General features: G+C 65.9%; 13 protein-coding genes and 1 pseudogene. 11 read left to right on the top strand and 3 right to left on the bottom strand.

The window, feature by feature from the left end; genetic code table 11:
- Positions 1-8 precede the first annotated feature (8 nt).
- Positions 9-2,534, bottom strand: coding sequence for a TonB-dependent receptor (locus AC1DPF_RS09740; protein ID WP_477960975.1), 2,526 nt, complete (start codon positions 2,532-2,534; stop codon positions 9-11).
- Positions 2,535-2,642: 108 nt separating this feature from the next.
- Positions 2,643-2,888, bottom strand: a complete 246-nt coding sequence (locus tag AC1DPF_RS09735; protein WP_477869628.1) for a hypothetical protein — start codon at positions 2,886-2,888, stop codon at positions 2,643-2,645.
- A gap of 126 nt (positions 2,889-3,014) precedes the next feature.
- On the opposite strand from AC1DPF_RS09735, the gene trxB reads away from it, so the two are divergent.
- Positions 3,015-3,989 carry a thioredoxin-disulfide reductase gene (gene trxB, locus AC1DPF_RS09730; RefSeq protein WP_477869630.1) on the top strand — a complete coding sequence of 325 codons (975 nt, stop codon included), beginning with the start codon at positions 3,015-3,017 and terminating at the stop codon, positions 3,987-3,989.
- Between the two features lie 48 nt (positions 3,990-4,037).
- On the opposite strand, the gene AC1DPF_RS09725 is transcribed toward trxB, so the two are convergent.
- Positions 4,038-4,310, bottom strand: a complete 273-nt coding sequence (locus AC1DPF_RS09725) for an acyl carrier protein (RefSeq protein WP_477869632.1) — start codon at positions 4,308-4,310, stop codon at positions 4,038-4,040.
- Between the two features lie 96 nt (positions 4,311-4,406).
- On the opposite strand from AC1DPF_RS09725, the gene AC1DPF_RS09720 reads away from it, so the two are divergent.
- The 10 genes and pseudogenes from AC1DPF_RS09720 to AC1DPF_RS09675 all read left to right on the top strand — a co-directional run bounded on the left by AC1DPF_RS09720 (position 4,407) and on the right by AC1DPF_RS09675 (position 16,881).
- Positions 4,407-5,927 carry an acyl-CoA ligase (AMP-forming), exosortase A system-associated gene (locus tag AC1DPF_RS09720; RefSeq protein WP_477960973.1) on the top strand — a complete coding sequence of 507 codons (1,521 nt, stop codon included), beginning with the start codon at positions 4,407-4,409 and terminating at the stop codon, positions 5,925-5,927.
- Complete coding sequence (locus tag AC1DPF_RS09715) at positions 5,924-7,165, top strand: pyridoxal-dependent decarboxylase, exosortase A system-associated (RefSeq protein ID WP_477869636.1); 1,242 nt, start codon at positions 5,924-5,926, stop codon at positions 7,163-7,165. The genes AC1DPF_RS09720 and AC1DPF_RS09715 overlap by 4 nt, the downstream gene beginning before the upstream one ends.
- A gap of 145 nt (positions 7,166-7,310) precedes the next feature.
- Entirely contained in the window at positions 7,311-7,913 is a 603-nt protein-coding gene (locus tag AC1DPF_RS09710; protein WP_477869892.1) for an XrtA/PEP-CTERM system exopolysaccharide export protein, read from the top strand.
- Positions 7,914-7,949: 36 nt separating this feature from the next.
- Positions 7,950-9,473, top strand: coding sequence for an XrtA system polysaccharide chain length determinant (locus AC1DPF_RS09705; protein WP_477869638.1), 1,524 nt, complete (start codon positions 7,950-7,952; stop codon positions 9,471-9,473).
- A 4-nt stretch (positions 9,474-9,477) separates the two neighbouring features.
- Entirely contained in the window at positions 9,478-10,557 is a 1,080-nt protein-coding gene (locus AC1DPF_RS09700) for an AAA family ATPase (protein WP_477869640.1), read from the top strand.
- A gap of 20 nt (positions 10,558-10,577) precedes the next feature.
- Positions 10,578-12,164, top strand: coding sequence for a porin family protein (locus tag AC1DPF_RS09695; RefSeq protein ID WP_477960971.1), 1,587 nt, complete (start codon positions 10,578-10,580; stop codon positions 12,162-12,164).
- A 36-nt stretch (positions 12,165-12,200) separates the two neighbouring features.
- Positions 12,201-13,157, top strand: a pseudogene (locus tag AC1DPF_RS09690) (XrtA/PEP-CTERM system-associated ATPase); the annotation flags it as partial.
- Positions 13,158-13,791: 634 nt separating this feature from the next.
- Positions 13,792-14,637: an XrtA system polysaccharide deacetylase gene (locus AC1DPF_RS09685; protein WP_477961087.1), complete on the top strand. Its 846-nt coding sequence runs from the start codon at positions 13,792-13,794 to the stop codon at positions 14,635-14,637.
- Between the two features lie 4 nt (positions 14,638-14,641).
- Complete coding sequence (locus AC1DPF_RS09680) at positions 14,642-15,691, top strand: FemAB family XrtA/PEP-CTERM system-associated protein (RefSeq protein WP_477869646.1); 1,050 nt, start codon at positions 14,642-14,644, stop codon at positions 15,689-15,691.
- Positions 15,691-16,881, top strand: coding sequence for a TIGR03087 family PEP-CTERM/XrtA system glycosyltransferase (locus AC1DPF_RS09675; RefSeq protein ID WP_477960969.1), 1,191 nt, complete (start codon positions 15,691-15,693; stop codon positions 16,879-16,881). Before AC1DPF_RS09680 ends, AC1DPF_RS09675 begins: the two co-directional genes overlap by 1 nt.
- Position 16,882 lies beyond the last annotated feature (1 nt).

Raw genomic sequence — 16,882 nt, 5'->3', positions numbered from 1 at the left:
AGGCGGCCTCAATATTTGAAGCTGAGTGTCGCGAAGGCCGAGCGGCCGGGCGCGATCGTCGCATAATGCGAGGTGTAGACCTGGCTGAAATAGGTCTTGTTGGTCAGGTTCTGGACGTTGACCGCCAGATCGATATTGTCGTTGATCTTGTAGCTGAGCCGCGCGTCGAAGCGCCAGTAGCTCGGCACCGCGCGGGCCAGAGTCCGGGTTATCGGCGTCACCGTTATCACGCCGGCGCTCGTCTGGGTCGCGCGGCGGTCGTCGCCATAACCGCCGAACACCTTGCTCGAATAGAAGGCACCGCCGCCGACCGACAAGGCCTCGGTGACCTTATAGTTGGTCCACAATGTGAAGCTGTGCTTGGCGGTCTGCGGGAACCGCTTGCCGGTCATCGCCGAGGGCACCGCAAACGGCTTCGCATCCTGACCGGGAACGGCGGCAGCGGTCAGTGTCGTGAAGCCGCCGTTGATGACTTTGGCGTCGAGATAGGTGTAGCCGCCGAAGACGTTCCATTCGTCGGTGATGTTGCCGTTGAAACCCAACTCGATACCGCGAATGCGCCGCTCGCCGATATAGGCGGCGGTATTGGCATCACTGGTCACGCGGGCATTCTTGGTCTTGGTCTGGAAGCCTGCGGCGGTCAGCGATAGTCCACCCCCGAACAGATCGGCCTTGGCGCCGATTTCGAAAGATTTGGTCTTCTCGACCTTTAGCGCGTTCTTCGCGGCGTCCTTGAGTGCGGCTATCGCCGTTGCAGCCTGTGCCGGCGTGACCGTATTGGCGATGGTGCCGAGGCCGTTCTGTTCCTGGCCTTCGCCGATCAGGCTGTTCGGGGGTGTCGCTGCGGTCGCGTAGGATGCGTAGACGCTGGTGTCTGGCGTCGGTTTGAAGATCGCTCCCGCCTGCCAATTAAAGATATTGTCGGTTCGACGGATTTCCGGGCGTTGGCCAGCGAAAATCGGCAGCAGCGTGCGCGAGGCGAAACGGTCGTAGCGCGCGCCGAGGTTGATGATCAGCTGCTCGGTCAACGTAATCGAGTCGAAGGCGTAGAGCGCCCGGGTATTGCCATGGTTGATCGTTCGGGCGGCCGGCGCCGCGCGGGCGATCGGCGTGGGAACGCCGGTCGCGGTGTCGTTGGAATAGTTGATCCACGGATCGTTCGGGTCCGGGTTGAACAGGCTCGTGCAATAATAGCGCGCGACCGCCAGCGTTGAGCAGCGGGGATTGATGGACGACCCGGTAGAGAGGACTAGGGCGCCGCGCTCGGCGCGTTCCCAGCTCAGCTCGCCGCCGATCGCGAAGCTGTGCTTGATCGCGCCGGTTTCGACCGTGCCGTACAGATCGGTCTGGTTGATGACGGCATCGGTGCTGCCGAAGCGGGTGTTGGCGCGGCGCCAGACCTGTCCACCGGGCTGTCCTGCCAGGTTGGCCGGATTGCCGAAGACGTTGCCAGTTGAATCGTCGGGCAGCAGGAAGCTGTAGGCTTGCGACGTATGGCTGAAGCGCGAGGTGTTGCGCAGCTTCACCGTGCCGAAGTCATGCTCGATGCGCATGGTCGCCTGATCGGTCTTGCTGTCGCGGAAGTCGCGGTTCTTGAGGCCGTAGAAGGTGTCCCGCCCGATATGGCCGGTGACGCCGCTGGCGGTCGTGACATTCCCCAGCGCAGGCGTCGTGATCGTGTTGCCCAAGGGCGCGTTGCAGATCGTGGCCGAGCAGGCATAGAGGAAGGGCAGGCCGCTGTCGGGCAGCTCGTCGGTGTCGAGGTGATAATAGCTGAGCGTCAGCCTGGTCGGCCCGTCCATGCCGATCGTCACCGACGGCGCGATGCCCCAGCGCTTCTGGTAAATAGCGTCGCGGCCCGCGACGTCCTGATCGTGCCACATCGCGTTCAGTCGGACGGCGATGTTGTCCGACAGGCGATAATTCACGTCGCCGGTGATCCGCTTGTAATCGTCGGTGCCGTAGCTCCCCGACCCGGCGAAGAAGGTTTCGCGCTCGGGGAGCTTGGAGATCACGTTGAGCGAGCCGCCGGCGCTGCCGCGCCCGCCGAGCGTCGAATCCGAACCGCGCACCACCTGGATCTGCTCGACCGCGAAGATCTCGCGGGTTTGCGCGCCGATGTCGCGGACGCCGTCGAGATAGGTCGAACCCTGGCTGTCGAAGCCCCGGATGAAGGGCCGGTCGCCGATCGGATTGCCGCCTTCGGCCGCGCCGAAGGTTATCCCGGGAACGGTGCGCAGCGCGTCGACCAGGGTCGCCGCGCCGGTGTCCTTGATGACCTGCTTGTCGACGACCACGATCGAGCGTGGCGTATCGAGCAGCGGGGCAACTGCCTTGGGGCTCTCGACGCGCTCGGCCTTATAGCCCTCCTCGTCGATCGCGGTGTCGGTCACCGTCATTCCGCCGAGCCGCTTCTCGCTGCCGGCGGGCTGGCCGCTGTCCTGCGCCAGCGCCGGTGCGGAGGCGATGAAGCCGATGCAGCCTAGCGCGAGGAAGGCCGGGGTGTGGGTTGTCGGTCGGTTGGTCGATGACATAATATTCCCCTCATGGCGGCTATTCCGCTGTTCATGAGGGAGCTATTGATAATCACTCGCAAGAGTGTCAACCGCTTTTTGATAATAATTCGCATTTAGCGATAGGCTTCAGCCTCGCCCACCCATCGCTTCCGTGATCTTCTGGAATGTCGCGGGCAAATGCTGCCGGATGTCGCTCACCGTCTTGCCGAGCAGCGGATTCGCCTGGAACGCCGGCGACGAGGTGGCCAGGGCAATGGCGAGCAGGCAACTGCAAAACACCAGTTTCAGCGCCGCTTTGCCGCATTCCTGCCCTCGAAGGCTGCGCAGTCGTCGAATTTTCATGGCCCGCCAATCCCGCCTATAGCACTGCATAGATTTTCGAGTTCCGTAACGACCGAAAGCTAAGGGCTGGTAAAGCTGGGGCGGTTGCCAAGCTGGTCCATGCACCCCTATCTGAATTCCTGACACTCTAACCCGAATCCCGGAGCGCCAGCGCCTATGACCGCCACTCACTCGACCCGCATGCTGATCCTCGGATCGGGCCCGGCCGGCCTGTCCGCCGCGATCTATGGCGCGCGCGCCGGGCTCGCGCCGATCGTGGTGCAGGGGCTGCAGCCCGGCGGCCAGCTCACCATCACCACCGATGTCGAGAATTACCCCGGCTTCCGCGACGTGATCCAGGGGCCGTGGCTGATGGAAGAGATGCGGGCGCAGGCCGAGCATGTCGGGGCGACCATGATCTGGGACATGATCGTCGATGTCGACCTGAGCGAGCGGCCCTTCCGCCTGCGCGGCGACGGCGGCACGCTCTATGTCTGCGACACGCTGGTGATCGCGACCGGCGCGCAGGCCAAGTGGCTGGGCATCGACGGAGAGCAGGAGCTGGGCGGCAAGGGCGTGTCGGCCTGCGCGACCTGCGACGGCTTCTTCTATCGCGGCAAGAAGGTCGCGGTGATCGGCGGCGGCAACACCGCGGTCGAGGAGGCATTGTACCTGACCAACCACAGCCAGGACGTGACGCTGATCCATCGCCGCGATTCGCTGCGCGCCGAGAAGATCCTGCAGGAACGGCTGTTCGCGCATCCCAATGTGAAGGTGCTGTGGAACAAGCAGGTCGAGCGCTTCGTCGGCGGCGAGGGCAATCAGGGCCTGGTCGCCATCGCGCTGAAGGACAGCGAGACCGGCGAGCCGTCGAGCCTGGCGGTCGATGGCGGTTTCGTGGCCATCGGGCACCATCCCTCGACCGAGCTGTTCCGCGGCCATCTGGAATTGGACGAGGACGGCTATCTGATCGTCGAGAAGGGTGGCACCCGGACGAATGTGCCCGGCGTGTTCGGCTGCGGCGACGTATCGGACAAGCTCTACCGGCAGGCCGTCACGGCGGCGGGCACCGGCTGCATGGCGGCGCTCGATGCCGAGCGCTTTCTCGCGGAGGCGGACTTCGAATCGAAGGCCGACGCCAAGGCGGCTTGAGCCAGGCTCCCCTTCCTTGCGAGGGAGGGGCAGCGAGGATGTGCCGCGTCAGCCTTTCGCCTTGCCCCGGACGAAGGCGACCAGCGCGCCGAAGCTTTCAAGCATCTCCCCGTCGACCTCGTCGTCGTCGATGATGATGTGAAGCCGGTCCTCCAGCTCGGTGAGCAGCCCGGCAACGGCCATGGAGTCGAGTTCGGGCAGCGCACCGAACAGCGCGGTCTCCGCGGTGAACCCGGCGACGCGGCGCGCGTCCAGCGCGAGCACGTCGACGAGCACCGCGCGCACCACATCCCCAGTGACATCAGGATCGGTCACGCCCACCTATCAAGCCCCTCCAGTCCTCGGACGCGGTCCAACTAGACGGATCGCGCAATCCGGACAAGGATTGGCGTGCGAAATAAGCTAGCTGTTGTACCGATGCCCACTGAACTCGATCCCACTACCCGCCCACTCGACCATCTTGCCCTGATCGGTGCGCGCGATGCCCCCGCCCTTGTCGACCGGTCGGGCGCGCTCGATCACGCCGGCCTCGACCGCGCCGTGGGCGCTCTCGCGGCAGGGCTGCGCGCCTGGGGCCTGGAGCCGGGCGACCGCGTCGCCAGCTGGGTTGCCAAGAACCGGCTTGCCTGCCTGTTGCCGCTGGCCGCGGCGCGCGCGGGGCTCGTGCATGTGCCGATCAATCCCCTGCTCAAACATGGCCAGGTAGCCCATATCCTCGCCGACAGCGGTGCGCGGCTGCTGATCGCCGGGCAGGGGCGGATCGCAACGCTCGAGCAGGGCGACTGGCCCGAAGGCTGCACCCTGCTGGACGAGCTGGCCGACGCCGCCGCGCTGCTCGACACGGCGGCGTCCTTGCCGCCGTCATCGGCCGATCCCGACGAGCTCGTGGCGATCCTCTACACATCGGGTTCGACCGGCCGGCCGAAAGGGGTGATGCTAAGCCATGCCAATCTGTGGCTGGGCGCGATCAGTGTCGCGGATTATCTCGGCCTCGCCCCCGATGACCGCACCCTGGCCGTCCTGCCGCTCAGCTTCGACTATGGCCAGAACCAGCTGCTCTCCACATGGGCGGCGGGCGGCTGCGTCTATCCGCTCGACTATCTCACTCCGCGCGATGTCGTCCGCGCCGTCGCGCGGCATGGGATCACCACCCTGGCCGGGGTGCCGCCGCTGTGGATACAGATTGCCGAAGCCGATTGGCCGGCGGAGAGCATCGCGCCGATCCGGCGGCTCACCAATACCGGCGGACGGATGAGCGTGCCGCTGGTGCGCCGGCTGCGGACGCTGTTCCCGCAGGCCGGGCTGTTCTCGATGTATGGCCTCACCGAGGCATTTCGCTCGACCTATCTGGATCCGGGGCTGATCGACCGCCATCCCGATTCAATCGGATCCGCCATCCCGTTCGCCGAGGTTCTGGTCGTCCGCGCCGACGGCAGCGTGGCGGACGATGGCGAGGCCGGCGAACTCGTCCATGCCGGGCCGCTGGTGGCGCAAGGCTATTGGCGCGATGCGGAGCGGACCGCCGAACGCTTCCGGCCCGCGCCCGCCGCATCGCGCTATGGTGGGATGGCGGTCTGGTCCGGCGACACTGTGGTGCGCGATGCCGGCGGCCTGCTGCGTTTCGTCGGCCGCGACGACGAGATGATCAAGAGCATGGGCACGCGCATCAGTCCCACCGAAATCGAGGAGGCGGCGATTGCCAGCGGCGCGGCGGCCGAGGCGGTGGCGCTGGGCATCGCCGATGAGCGGCTCGGGCAGGCGATCCTGCTTTATGCGCGGCCTGTGGGGGAGGGCGCCGAACAGCGCCTTTCCGACTGGTTAAGGCGTAACCTGCCGGGCTTCATGCAGCCTGCACGGGTGATCTGGCGCGACGAACTGCCGCGCAACGCCAACGGCAAGCTTGACCGGGCCGCGCTGAAGATGGAGGCGGGGGCATGAAGGCAATGGGCCCGATCCCGGCCGACTATGGCTGGCGCGATGGCGAACTGATGATCGGCGGCCGCACAGCTGCGGACTGGGTCGGGCTTGCCGGCGACACTCCGCTGTTCGTCTATGACCTGGCAGTCGTTCGGGCGCGTATCGCCCGCTTTCGCGCCGCTTTTCCAGGCGTGTCGCTTCATTATGCGGTCAAGGCCAATCCCCATCCGCCGCTGGTGGCGTCGATCGCCGCCTTGGTCGACGGTATCGACGTGGCCTCGGCGGGGGAGGCGCAGGTCGCGCTCGAGGCCGGGATGGATCCGTTGCGCATATCCTTTGCGGGGCCAGGCAAGCGTGACCGCGAACTGGCCATGGCGATTGAGGCGGGAATCACGCTCAACCTTGAATCCGCCGGTGAAGCCGAGCGGGCGATCGCGATCGGCCGGGGGATCGGACGGACGCCGCGGTTGGCGCTGCGCATCAATCCCGATTTCGAGCTGAAGGGCTCGGGCATGAAGATGGGCGGCGGCGCCAAGCCGTTCGGGGTGGATGCGGATCAGGCCGCAGCCATCGTACATCGCATTGCGACGGCCGGCGCGGACTATCGCGGCCTCCATATCTTCGCCGGCTCGCAGGCGCTCGATGCCGAAGCGATCGTCGAGGCGCAGCGTTCTTCCATCGCATTGGCCGGTCGAATCGGAGAGGAAAGCGGCGTTCCGCCACCGCATGTCAATCTCGGCGGCGGCTTCGGAATTCCCTATTTCGCGACAGATACCGCTCTCGACGAACATATCGTGGGCAAGGCTCTGGCACGTGAGCTCGGCGAACGGCCGCCGATCCTGTCCGACACAGAATTTACAATCGAACTCGGCCGCTGGTTGGTCGGCGAGGCGGGAGTCTATCTGACCCGCATCGTCGACAGGAAGCTCAGCCATGGCGAAATCTTCCTGATCGTCGATGGCGGCCTGCATCATCAGCTGGCGGCGAGCGGCAACTTCGGCACTGTCGTGAGGCGTAACTATCCGATTTCACTGGTAAAAAATCCCCTGCCGGCTGCGGTCGAGGAGGTGTCGGTGGTGGGGTGCCTTTGTACGCCGCTCGACCGGCTGGGCGACCATGTCGGTTTGCCGCCGGCCGAGGTCGGCGATGTCGTCGCGCTGTTCCTTGCCGGCGCCTATGGCGCTACGGCGAGCCCGCAGGCTTTCCTCGGTCATCCGCCGGCGCGCGAATTAACCATAGACGGAACTGAAATCGTGTGATTCCTAAGCATATGTTCATCGTTTATGTTTATGAGGACATGCTTGGCGTATAGCGGGCGCGCGGAAGTCCGCTGACGGGCGCGTTTGCCCTGGAGGAAGTAAGATGGCGTTCGGTGCTGCGATGAGGAAGCTGGCGGGAGCGGTCATGCTCGCAGGCATGATCTTTGCCGGACCCGTCCACGCCGCCGAGAAAGAGCTGCCGCCTGCGCCCTTCGTGCCCTCCGGCGCGATGCCGGGTGAGGACTATACGATCGGGCCGCTCGACGCGCTGACCGTGTTCGTCTGGCGCAATCCCGAGCTCGGTGCATCGGTTCAGGTCCGTCCTGACGGGAGGATCACCCTGCCGCTGATCAGCGACATGGTTGCGGTCGGGAAAACCCCGGCAAAGCTGTCCGACGACATCCGCGACGCGCTGTCGACCTACATCAAGGATCCGATCGTATCGGTGATCATCAACAATTTCTCGGGCACTTTCGCCCAGCAGATCAGGATCGTCGGCGCAGCGGAAAAGCCGGCATCGGTCGCCTATCGCTCGGACATGACCTTGCTCGATGCGATGATCGCGGTCGGCGGACTGTCCGAATATGCCGCGGGCAACCGGGCGAAACTGGTCCGGCACGATCCGGCGACCAATCAGCAGCAGGAGTTCAAGCTGCGGATCGACAGCCTGCTGAAGCGCGGCGACATCAAGGCTAATGTGAAGCTGCAACCGGGCGATGTTATCATCATCCCCGAGAGTGCCTTCTAGGCCGATCGGATGACCGTGGGGGCGGCAGGCTAATCGATGGAAGCGATCTACACCGAGATCAGGATTGCGCTCTATGCCATCTGGCGGATGCGTTGGCTGGCGCTCGCCGTTGCCTGGGCTTTCTGCATGGTCGGCTGGGTGATGGTGATGCGCGTTCCCGCCGCCTATGAAAGCAGCGCGCGGATTTCGGTGCAGGTCAAGTCACTGCTCGGCGACGGCAGCGAGGGCGACGTCCAGAAGGGAATCGATCGCGTCCGCCAATCGCTGACCTCGACCGAGATATTGAAACGGGTCGTGCGCAGCGTCTCGAACGGGGAGCGGCCGTTGACTGCGTCCGAGGCGATGTCGCTGATCGGCGCACTGCGGAGCGGAATCTCGATCACCGCGCAGGGCGAAGACCTGCTCGAGATCAAGACACGCATCAGCCTGAAGGGCGTATCCGAGCAGCAGACGGCCTATATCGCCCGTAACGTCACCCAGAAACTGATCGATATCTTCGTTTCCGAGAATCTGGTCGGCAGCAGGACGAGCAACAGCGAGACGCTGACCTTTCTCGACGCCGAACTGGCGCGGCGCGCCAAGGAGTTGGCGGATGTCGATCGCCAACGGGCGCTGATCACCCAGCAGACGATGGGGTCGCTGCCCGGCTCGGGGACGCTCGACCAGCGGATGGATGCGGCGCGCAACGAACTCGCTACGATCGATTCCAACCTGATGTCGGCGCAGGGATCGCTCGCCGCGATGAACGGGCAGCTCGCGGCGACGCCGGCTAGCATTCCGGCGGGCTCGGTCGGCGGCATCGACTCGCTCGACCAGCGGATCGGCCAGCTGCAGGGCCAGCTGTCGGAGGCGATATCGCGCGGCTGGACCGAAAAGCACCCCGACGTGATCGCGATACGCGCGCAGCTGGCGCAGCTCCGCGCGGAAAAGGCGCGCGGCGGCAACGCGTCGGTGCCGATGGCGCCCAACCCCGTCTATGTCTCGATCAAGTCCATGCAGGCGGAGCGCCAGGGCAATGTGTCGGCGCTGGTCGCGCGCAAGAGCCAGCTGGAGTCAGCGGTCAACCTGATCGCCCAGCGCCAGCTGACTGCGCCGGGACAGATGATCGACCAGTCCCGCCTCGACCGCGACTATGATGTGCTGCGCGATCAGTACAACAAGCTGCTCACCCAGCGAGAATCCGCCAAGCTGCGGGCGGATGCCACGGGCAAGACCGATGGCGTGCGGTTCCGAGTGATCGACCAGCCGTCGTTGCCGAACCAGCCGGCGGCCCCGAACCGGACGATGTTGCTGACAGCCGTGCTGATCGCCGGGGTGGCGGTCGGTTCGGGTGTTGCCTTCGCCAAGAGCCAGCTGTCGAACGTCTTTACGACCACCCAGCAGCTCGCCAAGTCCAGCGGCCTGCCGGTGCTGGGATCGATTTCGGAGGTCATCACCGCCGAGACGCGTGCTGTCCGCCGCAAGCAGATGATGTGGTTTTCGTCGGCTGCCGCCGGCTTGCCGGGGATGTTCATGCTGCTGATGCTGATCGAATTCGTTAAGCATATCATGGTATCCTGATCGCATGGACGGGCGGGACGACACGGGCAAACAGCCTCCCAAGAAGCGTCGGGGGCGCGGTTCGCTGATCGAGCGGGCTGGGTCCGTGTACGACTTCGAAGCGGTGCTTCGTGCCCGGGTCGTAATGCCGGACGGCATCGCCGCGGGCACGGTCGTCGACGTACCGCTGAACCCGCCGGTGGCACCGACGCCCATGCCGGCGGCGTTGCCGGAAGCTGACGTGGCGACAATCGCTGCGCCGCCACTCTCGGCGGTCACGCTCGGCTTTGGCGGTGGCGGCAATGCCGCGCCCCCGTCGGCTGCCGCACCGGTCGCCGACAGGGAGCCGGCGGCGCTGCCTTCGCCCGATATCGTCTACCGCACGGCCAAGGTGAACCGCGCCGACCTGATCGACCAGGGCTTCGTCATGCCCGATGCGGCGATCACCGCGCTTGCCGAGGAGTTCCGCATCGTCAAGCGGACGCTGCTGCTGAACGCGATCGGGCCGACCGCGCTGCCCAATGGCCGCCGCATCCTGATCTGCTCGGCGCAGGCCAATGAGGGCAAGACTTTCTGCGCAGTCAACCTGGCGCTCTCGATGGCGAATGAACGCGATATCGAGGTCCTGCTGATCGACGGAGACTTCGCCAAGCCGACGGTGTTGTCGACCCTCGGCATCGATGGCCCGGTGGGACTGATGGACGCGCTGGCCGATACGGATATCGATGTCGAAACGCTGATCATCAAGACCGATGTGGGCAATCTGTCGGTCCTGCCTTCCGGGAAATACACCAATGAAGCGACTGAGCTGATCGCCGCTGATCGCACCCGCGCGATCATCGAGCGGCTGTCGGCCAAGCCCAATCGCATCATCCTGTTCGACAGTCCGCCTGCGCTTGCGGCGTCGCCGGCTTCGGTGCTCGCCTATCATGTCGGACAGGTGTTGCTGGTGGTTCGCGCCGACCGGACCGGCGAAGCCGAGTTGCGCGACGCGGTATTGCTGCTGGGCGGCTGCGAGGAGATTCAGCTTCTCCTCAACGGCGCGCGCTTCGCGCCGAACGCGCGCCGCTTCGGCAGTTACTACGGTTACGAAGCGCCGCGATGAGCAGCCCTACATCGCGAGTCATGCTGGGCCTCCTCGCGGGGAGCGTCTTTTGCGGCGCGGCCCATGCGGATCGCCCGGAGCTTGGTGCGTTTCTCGATCTGCAGCAGCTCGGCGAGATGCAGCTCAACGGGGCCGGTGGCGACGACGTAACCTATACCGAGGTCTCCGGCGGCGCGATGGCGCGGATCAACAACCGGCGGATCGTCGCTTCGGCGAGCTATCGGCTGAGCTACCGGATCCCCGAGATTGGCGACATCAGCAAGAGCGTCTCGCAGGACGGCGTAATGCGCTTGCAGGCCAATGTCGTCGACGAATGGTTGGCGGTCGATACCGGCGCTATCGTCACCCGCAGCCGGGTCGCGGCAGGCGGCGCCGCCCCGCAATTCGATTCGGCCAATCCAAAGAACCTCACCCAGACCTATTCGGCCTTCATCCAGCCGAGCATCAACCATCGCTTCGGCGATCTCGGCGTTTCGGCGACCTACCGCTACGCCTATACGCAGAATGAAAGCGGCCAGACCGGCGGTCTCGTGACCGGCCTGCCGACCGACAGGTTCGACAATAGCAAGGCGCAGCAGGGCACGCTGAATTTCGGCATGGACAACAGCTCGCTGCCGTTCGACTGGTCCGTCAGCTCGCAATATCGGCGCGAGAACACCAGCAATCTGGCCCAGCATTTCCGCGCCTTCAGCACGGCCGCCGAAGTGAAGGTACCGATCACCGACTTCGTCGCGCTGGTGGCCAGCGGCGGCTATGAACAAACGCGCACCTCGCAGCGCCGGGCGCTGGTCGATCCGCTGACCGGCCTGCCGGTGCTCGGGAAGGGCGGACGGTTCGTCGTTGATCCCGCCAGTCCCCGGCTGCTCACCTACGACATGGACGGCCTCATCGGCGATGCCGGCATCATCTGGAAGCCGAGCCGCCGCACCCGGCTCGAGGCGCGCGCCGGCTATCGCTATGGCGGGTTGTCAGTGACGGGCCTGATGGAGATGCACCCAAGCGAGCGGAGCGGTGTCACGGTTATCGTGACCGACAGGATCGAGAGCTTCGGACAGGGCGTATCGGGCGGGCTTGCGGATGCGCCCGCCAATCTCGATCTCGGCCAAACGCTCGATCCCACCAGCTCCTACCAGAACTGCCTGTTCGGCAAGTCGCCGGGCACGGGCCGCTGCATCGGCGGTGCTCTTGGCCAGGCATCTGCCAGCACCTATCACGAGCGGGCCGCAAGCGTGATCTTCAACCATCGCATGCGTAGATGGAGCGTCGCCACGTCGCTGGGCTACACCCGGCGGACCTATATCGACGATCCCGGCACGCTTTTTTCGCTGGATGGCGTGGTTGATCAAAGCTTCTTCGGCGATGTCTCCTTGACCGGCCAGTTGACGCGAAATTCGGGCGTCTCCTTTTCTTTTTCCGGCAATTTGTTTAAGAACGGCCAGGTGGGAGCATCGGATGTGCTGTCTGGTTCGTTGAGCAGCAATTACTATCGGACGTTCGGACGGGGAATAAGGGCGCAAGCCAGCCTGGCGATCGAATCTTCGAAGCAAGACGGGGTTACAGCCGATGTATCGGGTCGTGCGCAGCTTGGCGTGCAGTACCAGTTTTGATGCCGCGCCGTCTCCGCGCCGGTCGGGAGGGTCGAATTGGACCATGATCCCTACGGCCTGAGCGACAGGCCGTTTCAGCTCACACCCGATCCGCGCTTCTATTTCGAGAGTGCGACCCACCGCAAGGCGATGACCTATCTGGGCTATGGCCTGGCGCAGGGCGAGGGCTTCATCGTCGTCACCGGCGAGGTCGGCACCGGCAAGACCATGCTGGTGGGCCGGCTGATGGCGACGATCGATCGAGCGCGGCTGACGGCGATCAACCTCGTCTCGACGCAGCTCGAGGGTGAGGACATATTGCGGATCGTCGCGCTGGCGCTGGGCGTGGCGACCGATGTCGCCGCCAAGGGTCAGCTTCTCGCCCGGATCGAACGCTTCCTGCACGAACAGGCACGCGGCGGCAAACGCACGTTGCTGATCGTCGATGAAGCGCAGAACCTGCCGATGTCGGCGCTCGAGGAACTGCGCATGTTGTCGAACTTCCAGTTCGGTGGTCAGGCGCTTCTCCAGATTTTCCTGCTCGGCCAGCCCGAATTCCGCGACGCGCTGGGACAGCCGCGCTTCGAGCAGCTGCGTCAGCGGGTGATCGCCACCCATCATCTCACGGCGATGAATCCCGACGAAGCCGCGCCCTATATCATGCACCGGCTTGCCTGTGCCGGCTGGAAGGGAACGCCGCGCTTCACCCAGGACGCCTATGACGCGTTCCACCGCCTGTCCGGCGGCATCCCCCGGCGGCTCAACATGCTGGCCGGGCGCGTGATGCTGCAGGGTGCGATCGAGCGCCTGACCGATATCGACGGCGAAGTGGTCGAGGACGTTGCCGCCGATCTGGCGAGCGAGAGCATCATGCCAGCCGCAGGTCCGCAACCGCTGGCCCAGGCCATGCCGCAGCCTTATCCCGATCTCCCGGTCGGGCAGTCGGTCATGGGCGCGGCGGTGCCCGCCTTTCCGGCACCGGCACCGGCTTCGCCCATGCCGGCCTCGCCCATGCCAGCGCCGGCCGCCGCGCCGGCCCCGTCTTCCTATGACAGCTATGCGCCGTTCGACGAGGAAGAGCCGGCGCCGCGATATGCGATGAACGGCGACCCCTTCGCTGCGCTGCCCGACAATGTCCCGCCGCCAGCGATCGAGCAGCCGCCGCGCTATGACGGCTTCGTGCCGCCCGACGCGATGGCACCGGCCCCGCCGCTCGCGCCCGCCCGTCCACAATTGCGCGCCGTGGAGCAGGTGCCGGCGCCTGAGCCTGCGGCCGGGCCGCTTCCCTATTCTCCAGCGCCGCCGCAGGTCTATCGGCCGGCCGCGCCGCCGCCCGAGCCCAGCTACGAGACGTTCGTCCCGCCGCCGCAGCCGACCTATGCGGCTTTCGCGCCCACGCCCCAGCCGCCGGCCTACCAGCCGCCAGCCTATCAGCCTGCCGCGCCGTCTCCGGCCGCTCCGCCGGCGAGCGAGGCGATCGATTATGCCGCGCGCAATGCCGAGCTTGAGGCACGGCTTGCCGATCAGGAGGCCATCCTGCGGCGAACTTTGTCGCTGCTCGTCGAGCTTGTTGAAAATGATCCGCGGACGCCGCAGGGGCCGCAGGGGAGTGGCAGCGGCGGCAACCAGGATGCGGCCTGACCGGGCCATGGTGGTCAACGGCCTCTCGGTCGATATCGAGGACTGGTTTCAGGTGGGGGCCTTTGAGAAGACCATCCGCCGCGACGAGTGGGATGGGCTGGCCCCGCGCGTCGAGCGCAACAGCGATGCGGTGATCGCGCTGTTCGGCCGTGGCGCGGTCAAGGCGACCTTCTTCACGCTCGGCTGGGTTGCCCAGCGCCATCCCCGATTGATCCGCCGCATCGTCGACGCCGGCCACGAACTCGCCAGCCACGGCTGGGACCATGCCCGCGTTTTCGCGATGACCCCCGACCAGTTCCGCGAGGATATTCGCCGCACCCGTGCCGTGCTCGAGGATCTGGGCGGCCAGAAGGTGACGGGCTATCGCGCGCCAAGCTTCTCGATCGACCGGCGCACGCCCTGGGCGCACGAGATCCTCGCCGAGGAAGGCTATGCCTATTCGTCGAGCGTCGCGCCGGTCGTGCACGATCATTATGGCTGGCCCGAGGCGCCCCGCTTCGCCTTCCGTCCGGTAAAGGGCAGTGCGCTGATCGAATTGCCGGTGACGACTGCGCGCCTGCGGCGCCGTATCGTCGCGGCCGGCGGCGGCGGATTTTTTCGGCTGTTTCCCTATGCCTTTTCCCGCTGGGCGATCCGGCAGGTGAACGCCGAGCAACGGCCCGCGATCTTCTATTTCCACCCTTGGGAGATCGATCCTGGCCAGCCGCGCGTCGCCGAGGCGCCGCTCAAGTCGAAGATCCGACATTATGCACGACTGGGGGCGATGGAAGGAAAGCTCGATCGGGTGATCTACGATTTCCGATGGGACAGGGTGGACGCGGTGGCTGCTGCCGAAGCGGCACGGGCAGCCTGACTTGATGACCAGGATCCGACGTGCCGACCTGTCCGACGACGCGCAACTGCGGGCGATCGATGCCTATGTCGCGACGCATCCCGGCGGCAGCGCCTTTCACCGGCCGGCCTGGAGCCGCGCGGTCGAGCGCGGCTGCGGGCAGAGAGCACATTATCTTCTGGCGGAACGTGGCGGCGGCATCGCTGGCCTGCTGCCGCTCAGCGAGGTCCATTCGCCGCTGTTCGGCCGCGCGCTGGCCTCGGCCGGCTTCGCGGTGGGCGGTGGGCCGATCGGTGACGATCAGGTCGTGGTGGATGCCCTGGCGGAGGCTGGCTGGTCGCTCGCCGAACGACTGAGCTGCCCTTCGCTCGAACTGCGCGGAGGGACGCTGCCGTCGGGCGGTAGCTGGCATGTCGAGCGCGGCATCTATGCCGGTTTCACCCGGCCTCTCGCGCGCGATGACGAAGCCGAACTGCTGGCGATCCCGCGCAAGCAGCGCGCCGAAGTGCGCCGCGCGCAGGGCTTTGACCTGCAGGTCCGCATCGGCACGGCCCGGCAGGACCGCGCCGACCATTATGCCGTCTATGCGGAGAGCGTCCGAAATCTCGGGACGCCGGTCTTCCCCCGCGCGCTGTTCGATGCGGTGCTCGATGCCTTCGGCGGAGATGCGGACATCCTGACCGTCAGCCATGACGGAGTGCCGCTGTCGAGCGTGCTCAGCCTTTACCACAAGGGCGTGGTGATGCCCTATTGGGGCGGCGGAAACCGGGCCGCGCGGACATGGCGCGCCAACGACATGATGTATTTCGCGCTGATGGGTCACGCGCGCGGGCGCGGCTATACGATCTTCGATTTCGGCCGCTCGAAACTGGGCACCGGCGCCTTCGCCTTCAAGAAGAATTGGGGCTTCGAGCCCGAGCCGCTCGCCTATGCCGCGCGCACCGCCGATGGGCAGGAGCCGCGCGAGATCAATCCGCTGAACCCGCGCTACCGGTTGCAGGTCGCCCTGTGGCAAAGGCTGCCGCTGGCCGTCGCCAATCATCTGGGACCCTGGATCGCCCGGGGGCTGGGTTGATGGCGGAAGTGATGTTTCTCGCCCACCGGATACCGTTCCCGCCCGATCGCGGCGACCGGATCCGCAGCTTTCACATATTGCGCCATATCGCGCGGCGGCGACCGGTGCACCTGCTCGGCTTCGTCGACAGCGAAGAGGACAAGAAGGCGGCGAAGGAACTGCTGCCGATCCTCGCCTCGCTGCATGTCGAGGTGCGCCGGAAGTCGAAGCTGCGGGCCGGCATCGAGGCGCTGGTCCATGGTGACCCGGTGTCGGTAACGGCGTTCGGCTCAGGTCGCATCAGCCGCATGGTGGACAACCTCCTCGACGAGCGGCCGATCGATACAATCTTCGCCTATTCGGGCCAGATGGCGCAGTTCGTGCCCGATGAACGTGGCGGGCGGCGCTTCATCATGGATTTCGTCGACGTCGATTCAGAGAAATTCGCAACCTATGGCGCCGCCGAGCGCGGCGTGATGGGCTGGGTCCACCGGCGCGAGGGCCGCCTGCTCGCACAATATGAAAATCATGTCGGGCGCTGGTCCGACATCAACCTGTTCGTCAGCGAGGCCGAGGCCGCGCTGTTCCGCAGGCGGGCGGGCCTCGCGGTGTCCCATGTCCGCGCGCTCGACAATGGAATCGATACCGCCAAGTTCGATCCGGCCGGCTTCCCGCGCGTCGCCGGCGCCGAGCCGATGATCGTTTTCACCGGGCAGATGGACTATCGCCCCAATGTCGAGGCGGTCGACTATTTCGCCCGGCGGACCTTTCCGGCGATCCGCGCCAAGCATCCGGCCACGCTGTTCGCGATCGTCGGCCGCGATCCCACCTCCGCGGTCCAGGAACTGGCGAAGCTCAAAAATGTCATCGTCACCGGCGAAGTGCCGGATGTGCGGCCGTGGATAGCCGCCGCAGCCGCGGTGGTCGCGCCGCTCGAAATCGCGCGCGGCATCCAGAACAAGGTGCTGGAGGCGATGGCGATGGCCCGGCCGGTGGTCGCATCGCCGGCGGCCTTCGAGGGGATCGACGCCGTTCCCGGCGAGCACCTGATCGTGGCCAATGGCTATGACATGGCCAATGCCGTCAGCCAGCTGATCTCCGATCCGGCCGCCGGCGACAGGCTCGGCTCGGCGGCGCGCGCGCACATGATCCTGCGCTACGGATGGGATGCGCAGCTCAGTGCACTCGATCCGATGATAGGGATCGGCTGAA

The sequence above is a fragment of the Rhizorhabdus sp. P4_G6 genome, from assembly GCF_056401045.1.
The sequence above is the reverse complement of the archived record's forward strand: the minus strand, read 5'-3'. Positions and strand labels throughout refer to the sequence as shown.

Coding starts and splice junctions, on each gene's coding strand:
- AC1DPF_RS09740 (WP_477960975.1), bottom strand. CDS start 2,534: ATGTCATCGACCAACCGACCGACAACCCACACCCCGGCCTTCCTCGCG.
- AC1DPF_RS09735 (WP_477869628.1), bottom strand. CDS start 2,888: ATGCAGTGCTATAGGCGGGATTGGCGGGCCATGAAAATTCGACGACTG.
- trxB (WP_477869630.1), top strand. CDS start 3,015: ATGACCGCCACTCACTCGACCCGCATGCTGATCCTCGGATCGGGCCCG.
- AC1DPF_RS09720 (WP_477960973.1), top strand. CDS start 4,407: ATGCCCACTGAACTCGATCCCACTACCCGCCCACTCGACCATCTTGCC.
- AC1DPF_RS09715 (WP_477869636.1), top strand. CDS start 5,924: ATGAAGGCAATGGGCCCGATCCCGGCCGACTATGGCTGGCGCGATGGC.
- AC1DPF_RS09710 (WP_477869892.1), top strand. CDS start 7,311: ATGCTCGCAGGCATGATCTTTGCCGGACCCGTCCACGCCGCCGAGAAA.
- AC1DPF_RS09705 (WP_477869638.1), top strand. CDS start 7,950: ATGGAAGCGATCTACACCGAGATCAGGATTGCGCTCTATGCCATCTGG.
- AC1DPF_RS09700 (WP_477869640.1), top strand. CDS start 9,478: ATGGACGGGCGGGACGACACGGGCAAACAGCCTCCCAAGAAGCGTCGG.
- AC1DPF_RS09695 (WP_477960971.1), top strand. CDS start 10,578: ATGCTGGGCCTCCTCGCGGGGAGCGTCTTTTGCGGCGCGGCCCATGCG.
- AC1DPF_RS09685 (WP_477961087.1), top strand. CDS start 13,792: ATGGTGGTCAACGGCCTCTCGGTCGATATCGAGGACTGGTTTCAGGTG.
- AC1DPF_RS09680 (WP_477869646.1), top strand. CDS start 14,642: ATGACCAGGATCCGACGTGCCGACCTGTCCGACGACGCGCAACTGCGG.
- AC1DPF_RS09675 (WP_477960969.1), top strand. CDS start 15,691: ATGGCGGAAGTGATGTTTCTCGCCCACCGGATACCGTTCCCGCCCGAT.